Source organism: Pseudomonas sp. GXM4, assembly GCF_008923895.1.
Taxonomy (GTDB): Bacteria; Pseudomonadota; Gammaproteobacteria; order Pseudomonadales; family Pseudomonadaceae; genus Aquipseudomonas; species Aquipseudomonas atacamensis.
The window spans coordinates 1-6,352 of sequence record NZ_WBRZ01000298.1; the positions used below are offsets into that span (position 1 = coordinate 1).

Below are 6,352 nucleotides of genomic sequence, written 5' to 3' on the forward strand. Positions count from 1 at the left end.
GAAATGCGATTTCCCTGTAGGAGCTGCCGAAGGCTGCGATCTTTTGATCTTAACGTTTGAGAATCCGGTCCATTACCCAATCGGTCTTGACGGCTTGCTCGGCCACGGCGGGATGCTGTGAATCACCCCGAATATGCGCATTCATCCCCAGCACGTGATGCCACTGAATATGCTCGTGATGGGCAATCTCCAGGCTGATCTGCTCGTCGGCAAACAGCTGCACCGGATGTTCATCAAACACCGAAAACCCGATGCGCCCTTTGCTGCCGATGATCTCGACGCGATCCTCACGCCGGTCCGCAACAAAGTTCCAGCAGCCCATGCCCAGCGCTCCGGAAGCGAACCGCCACGTGGCGCTGACCGCATCTTCCGCCGCGTACAGACCCGCCTGACGCGCGGTGAAACCGGCGACCTCAACGATGTCGCCAAGCAGATACTGAAACAGGTCCAGGCCATGGCTGGCCAGGTCGGCAAAGTAGCCGCCGCCAGCCACCGCCGGATCGGTGCGCCAATTCTCCCGACCTTCAAGATCAGCCGACGACGGTGCTTTGGTCAGTGTCCAGCTCAGATGGCGGACATCACCGATGCGCCCCTCTTCCAGCCATTGCCGCACCTGGGCAAAACGCGGTAGCGAGCGGCGGTAATACGAGACGAACAAGTGCAGACCGGCAGCGGCAAACGCTTGCTGCATCTCGCGGCTTTGCCCGGCGTTGAGTGCCATGGGCTTTTCCACGCAGCAATGCTTGCCGGCGGCGGCGACTTTCAGGCTGTAGGCATGGTGGCTGTCGGGCGGCGTGGCGATGTACACCGCGTCCACCTCGGGATCGTTGATCAGCGCATCGACATCGGTATAGACGCGACTAATGCCGTGGCGCGCAGCGTAGTCGGTCACCGCTTCGAGGCGACGGCCCATCACCGCAATCAGCGCCGAACCGGGCGCCTTGTAGAAGGCCGGCCCGCTCTTGCGTTCAGCGACGCTGCCGCAACCGATCATGCCCCAGCGCACCACGTTCATGTGCAGTCCTCAGCCGATGCGCAGCGCGCGCAGATCAAGGCGTCCGTCCTTGAGCGGCGGGCACCAGTAGTAGCCGCCGGTGATTGGTCGGCTGATCTGATACAAGCCATCGGCAATACCGTCCTCCAGACCGCTCATACGGCGCAGCTGCGCTTCGAAGGCATCCAGCGAAAAGCCGAAGGCGAGGAACATCAAACCGGCGCGATCGCCTTCGATCCATGGCATCGAGCGGCGCACCACGAACGCTTCCGGCGCGAAGCTCTCTTGCGCGGTGCGTTTGACGTGGGCGGAGATCGGCGCGTCGTCGATTTCTTCGTTATCGCTCAAGCGCCGTCCCATGATGTCGTCCTTGGCGCCGGCAGACAGGCGATGAAAACCCTTGAGGTCGTGCTGCCACTGCTGGATCGCGGCGAAGCTGCCACCGACCAGCCCGTCCGCGCCACTGCTCAGCAGCGCGGCGGCGACAGCGGCATCATCGTGCGGGTTTTCCGTGCCGTCCTCGTACCCGGTGAGGTCGTGGCCGTCCATGTGGCGGAAGGCTTCCTGCATCTCGACCAGACGCAAGGCCGGGGCCAGCGCGGCTTCGATAGCGTTGCAACGGTTGAGCAGTTCACCCCGGTCGACACCGTGCAACCAGATCCACAGGGCATGCTGGGTCGACGGGTTGTTCACGCCAACGCCGGTCAGCGCCGGGAAGCTGCGCAGGCCAGCGATTTCGACATTCAGCGCCTTGGTCAACGACTCACCAAAGCCAACCACCGCCGACTTGCCATCCACCAGCATCAGCAGGCTGTCGATCGCTTGCGGCAAGGCTTCAACCGACGCCAGGGCGAAAAACAGATGACGTGCTTGCGCAGGAACAGGGGTAGCGAGAATGCCCGGCTGGTAGTAACTCATGTGAACTCCTTGAAAAAGTGCGCGGAGTTTACCTGTAGCCGGATCGTTTGTGTGGGTGGCGAGAGCGTCGTCGTTCAGCGTTCACCGCCTTCGATCAACGCCCTCAAAGCCAGCGCATCGGCCGTGGCGGCGCCGCTGGCGGTGTTGTCGAAGATGCACCAGATGTCTTTGCCGTCGGCCTTCGCGCGCCGCAGGTTCTGAGCAAGCTGTTGCAGATAGGCCGCTTCATAAGCGCTGTGATAAATCCGTGGCGAGCCGTGCAGGCGCCAATACTGCAGGCCTTGCCAGCCACCCGGTGCGGTGTCGGTGCTGATCCGCGAGGGATCGACCACCGCCTGGGCAATCTGCAGCTCCATCAGCATTGCCTCAGCCTCAGTCCACGATTCGTGTCGCGGCTCCAGCACTACACTGCCCGTGAACCGCTCGCGCAGGGCATGAAAAAACGCCTCGGCCACCGGCGCATCGAAGGCGAGTTTTGGTGGCAGTTGCACCAGCAGGCAGCCGAGTCGATCACCCAAGCCCTGGCATTGCCCGAGAAACTCATCGAGCGCGGCCGCGCTGTCCGCCAGCCGCTGTTCATGGGTGATGAGCTTCGGCACTTTCACGGCGAAGCGAAAGTCCGGCGCTACCGAGTCGGCCCAGCGTTCGTAGGTCTGACGGCGATGCGGGCGATAGAACGAGCTGTTGATTTCGACACAGTTGAAGCGCGCGGCGTAGCGTTGCAGGTGCGTGCCTTCGGCGGGGAATGCCGGCCAGTGCTCGCGCCCGAGACTCCAGCCGGCGCAACCGATGTAGATGGTTGACTCGTTCAAGCGCACACCGTCATTTCTTCCCGGGCAACACGGCGCCCAACACCTGCTTGGCGGTCTGCACAATCACCCCGGCTTCGTCCGGATCGCCCTTGAGCAGGGTCGTGGCGAATTTCTTCGCTTGCTCAAGCTTGATGTGCGGTGGCAGCGGCGGCACGTTCGGGTCGGTCTTGAACTCGATCAGCACCGGCACTTCCGAGGCGAGTGCCTGTTCCCACGCAGCGGCGACCTCTTCTTCACGATCAACGAAAATGCCCTTGAGGCCGATGGAAATCGCGAACAGGTGATACGGCACGTCCGGGATGCTCTGCGACGCTTCGAACTTGGGATCGCCCTCCATCACCCGCTGCTCCCAGGTGACCTGATTGAGGTCTTCGTTGTTGAACACCGCGCAGATCCATTTCGGGCTCTGCCATTGCCGCCAGTATTTGGCGACAGTGATCAGCTCGGCCATGTTGTTCATCTGCATCGCGCCGTCGCCGACCAGGGCAATGACCGGGCGTTCCGGGTAAGCAAATTTCGCCGCGATCGCATAGGGCACCGCCGCGCCCATCGAGGCCAGGCCACCGGACAGTGAGCATTTCATGCCGCGACGGATTTTCAGGTCACGGGCGAACCAGTTGGCGCAAGAGCCGGAGTCGCTGGTGATAATTGCCTGCTCAGGCAAGCGCGGTGACAACTCGTAGACCACTCGTTGCGGGTTGACCGGATCGGCTTTGGCCATGGCGCGTTTTTCCAGGGTTTTCTCCCAGCTGCTGCGCCAGCCTTCGATCTTCTTGCGCCATTTGTTCGAGTTTTTCTGTTCCAGCAAGGGCAGCAACGCGGCGAGGGTTTCCGCTGAATCGCCGACCAGATTGACCTCCATCGGATAACGCAGGCTGAGCATGTCCGGCTGCAAGTCGATCTGCACGCCGCGCGCCTGGCCTTCCTTGGGCAGAAACTCGGAATACGGGAAGCCCGAACCGATCATCAGCAAGGTGTCGCACTCGCTCATCAGCTTGTAGCTGGGCTCGGTGCCGAGCAGGCCGATGCTGCCGGTGACCCACTGCAAATCGTCAGGCAATGCGGCTTTGCCCAACAACGCCTTGGCGACGCCCGCGCCGAGTTTTTCCGCCACGGCGATGACCAGATCGGTCGCCTCCAGCGCGCCGGCACCGACCAGAATCGCGACTTTCTCGCCGCTGTTCAGTACCTCGGCGGCGCGTTGCAGATCGGCTGCATAAGGAACGACTTTCGGCTTGCTGTAGCCGACGCCGGAATGCGCGGTGCCATGGGCGCGCGCCGGTTGTTCGTAAGGCAGATCCTGCAAGTCATTGGGCAGAATCAGCGCGGTGACGCGGCGCTCGCCGACCGCAGTGCGCACCGCGCGATCAAGCAGATGGCGCACTTGCGACGGCGCCGAAGCCTGCTGCACAAACGCACCGGCGACATCCTTGAACATCGACACCAGATCCAGTTCCTGCTGGTAGTGACTGCCCAGCGCCGTGCGCGCCTGCTGACCGACAATGGCCAGCACCGGCATGTGGTCCATGCGCGCATCGTAGAGGCCGGTGATCAGGTGCGAAGCGCCGGGGCCGGAAGTGGCGATGCACACGCCCAGCTCGCCGGTGAACTTGGCGTGGGCCGAGGCCATGAACGCGGCCATTTCCTCGTGCCGTGCCTGAACGAATTCGATCTTGCCTTTGGCCCGGCTCATGGCGCCGAAAACGGCGTTGATGCCATCCCCCGGATAACCAAAAATTCGCGTCACGCCCCATTCGCTGAGCCGCTCAACCAGAAAATCACCAACTGTCATCGTCATCTTGACCCTCGCCATTTACCGCTGCATAGACATGTAAGGGTCTGGACATCCCGCTGCGCGATGAAGTTTCGCTGGATTGTCCGGGCATGAACTTCGCCGCCGTGTTTGCGCGGCAATGATTTTTTGAGGCGATTGCCCTGCGCTGCGGTCGACTGATAAATCGAGCGAAGGAGGATTGGCCATGACTGAAGTGCAAACCCTGCTGCTGCAACGCAATGACTGGGTGCCGAACAATCCGCGTTTGCCGGTGCTGATCTACCGCCGCGCGTTGGCCATCGAAGGCGACGATCCGGCCGCGCGCTTCGAGCAGACGTTCGGTGCCAATGGCTGGCCGGCGCAGTGGCGCTACGGCATTTATGACTATCACCACTACCACACTGAAGGCCACGAAGTGCTTGGCGTGGCGGCCGGTCAGGCGCGGTTGATGTTGGGCGGGCCTGACGGCCAAGTCGTCGACGTCAGCGCCGGGGATGTGCTGTTGCTGCCGGCCGGAACCGGGCACTGCAATCTGGGATCGAGTGAGGATTTTCTGGTGGTGGGTGCTTATCCGCCGGGGCAGCAGGCGGACATTTGCCGGGCCGCGCCGAGTGATGCGCAGTTGGCGCGGATTGCGGGGCTGGCGTTTCCTGAGACAGATCCGGTGCAGGGAGTCGGGGGTGCGGTTGGGCGGTATTGGAGCCATTAGGCGCGGCGACCCTGCCGACGCTTTCGCGAGCAGGCTCGCTCCCACGGGAGATTTGTGCCTGACTCCGAACCTGTGGGAGCTGGCTTGCCAGCGATTGCGGTGGGTCAGCCAATATTGATGCTGGATGTGCCGCCGTCATCGCTGGCAAGCCAGCTCCCACAAGGTAGTGTTCTCAATCCTTTCGAGATACGGTGTCTACCTGTTCTCTCCCAGCATCGACGAGGTCCGTTTCATGAGCAATGCGTCTTACGTTCCGCCCAAGGTCTGGAAACACGAAGCCCCTTCCGGCGGCCACTTCGCCAGCATCAACCGGCCGATCGCCGGGCCGACCCACGATAAGGAACTGCCGGTCGGCAAGCATCCGCTGCAACTGTATTCGCTGGCCACGCCCAACGGTGTGAAAGTCACCATCATGCTCGAAGAGCTGCTCGCACTCGGCCACAGCGAGGCCGAATACGACGCGTGGCTGATCCGCATTGGCGAGGGCGATCAGTTCTCCAGCGGTTTTGTCGAGGTCAACCCGAATTCGAAAATCCCGGCGCTGCTGGATCGCAGCGTCGAGCCGCCGATCCGGGTGTTCGAGTCCGGCTCGATCCTGCTGTATCTCGCGGAAAAGTTTGGCGCCTTGTTGCCCAAGGATCCGGCCGGTCGCACCGAAACCCTCAACTGGCTGTTCTGGCAAATGGGCTCGGCGCCGTATCTGGGCGGTGGCTTCGGGCATTTCTACGCGTATGCGCCGGAGAAGCTCGAATACCCGATCAACCGCTTCACCATGGAAGCCAAACGGCAGCTGGATGTGCTCAACCGCCGTCTCGCCGACAACGCCTATCTGGCCGGCGACGATTACACCATCGCCGACATCGCCGTATGGCCCTGGTACGGGCAACTGGTGCGCAACAACGTTTACTCGGCGGCGGAGTTTCTCGCCGCGCATGAGTACACCCATGTACAGCGCTGGGCCGAAGAAATCGCCAAGCGGCCAGCGGTCATGCGTGGGCAGCGAGTGAATCGCACCTGGGGTGATGAAGACAGTCAGGTGCCGGAGCGGCATGGGGCGAAGGATCTGGACTGATTTCAAAAAAACCGCATAACCCTGTGGGAGCGAGCCTGCTCGCGAAAGCGGAGTATCAGACAACGAATCTGTT

The 6,352-nt window shown here is 62.1% G+C and carries 6 protein-coding genes; 2 read left to right on the plus strand and 4 right to left on the minus strand.

Annotated features, from left to right (window positions below; genetic code table 11):
• Nucleotides 1-49 precede the first annotated feature (49 nt).
• From F8N49_RS24270 to F8N49_RS24285, 4 genes are all read right to left on the minus strand, one after another.
• Complete coding sequence (locus F8N49_RS24270) at nt 50-1,015, minus strand: Gfo/Idh/MocA family protein (protein WP_071172021.1); 966 nt, start codon at nt 1,013-1,015, stop codon at nt 50-52.
• Nucleotides 1,016-1,024: 9 nt separating this feature from the next.
• Nucleotides 1,025-1,912 (minus strand): Dyp-type peroxidase, encoded by an 888-nt coding sequence (locus tag F8N49_RS24275; RefSeq protein ID WP_071172020.1) that lies wholly within the window; start codon nt 1,910-1,912, stop codon nt 1,025-1,027.
• Between the two features lie 74 nt (nt 1,913-1,986).
• Complete coding sequence (locus F8N49_RS24280; RefSeq protein WP_177180873.1) at nt 1,987-2,724, minus strand: DUF72 domain-containing protein; 738 nt, start codon at nt 2,722-2,724, stop codon at nt 1,987-1,989.
• 10 nt (nt 2,725-2,734) lie between these two features.
• The gene (locus F8N49_RS24285) at nt 2,735-4,522 is read right to left on the minus strand and encodes a thiamine pyrophosphate-requiring protein (RefSeq protein WP_151552899.1); all 1,788 of its coding nucleotides are present in this window, start codon (nt 4,520-4,522) and stop codon (nt 2,735-2,737) included.
• Between the two features lie 181 nt (nt 4,523-4,703).
• Between F8N49_RS24285 and F8N49_RS24290 the strand changes: the two genes are divergently transcribed.
• Both F8N49_RS24290 and yghU read left to right on the plus strand, forming a co-directional pair.
• Nucleotides 4,704-5,207 (plus strand): cupin, encoded by a 504-nt coding sequence (locus F8N49_RS24290; RefSeq protein ID WP_151552903.1) that lies wholly within the window; start codon nt 4,704-4,706, stop codon nt 5,205-5,207.
• Between the two features lie 232 nt (nt 5,208-5,439).
• The gene (yghU, locus tag F8N49_RS24300; RefSeq protein ID WP_016774444.1) at nt 5,440-6,279 is read left to right on the plus strand and encodes a glutathione-dependent disulfide-bond oxidoreductase; all 840 of its coding nucleotides are present in this window, start codon (nt 5,440-5,442) and stop codon (nt 6,277-6,279) included.
• Nucleotides 6,280-6,352: the final 73 nt, after the last annotated feature.

Coding starts and splice junctions, on each gene's coding strand:
- F8N49_RS24270 (WP_071172021.1), bottom strand. CDS start 1,015: ATGAACGTGGTGCGCTGGGGCATGATCGGTTGCGGCAGCGTCGCTGAA.
- F8N49_RS24275 (WP_071172020.1), bottom strand. CDS start 1,912: ATGAGTTACTACCAGCCGGGCATTCTCGCTACCCCTGTTCCTGCGCAA.
- F8N49_RS24285 (WP_151552899.1), bottom strand. CDS start 4,522: ATGACGATGACAGTTGGTGATTTTCTGGTTGAGCGGCTCAGCGAATGG.
- F8N49_RS24290 (WP_151552903.1), top strand. CDS start 4,704: ATGACTGAAGTGCAAACCCTGCTGCTGCAACGCAATGACTGGGTGCCG.
- yghU (WP_016774444.1), top strand. CDS start 5,440: ATGAGCAATGCGTCTTACGTTCCGCCCAAGGTCTGGAAACACGAAGCC.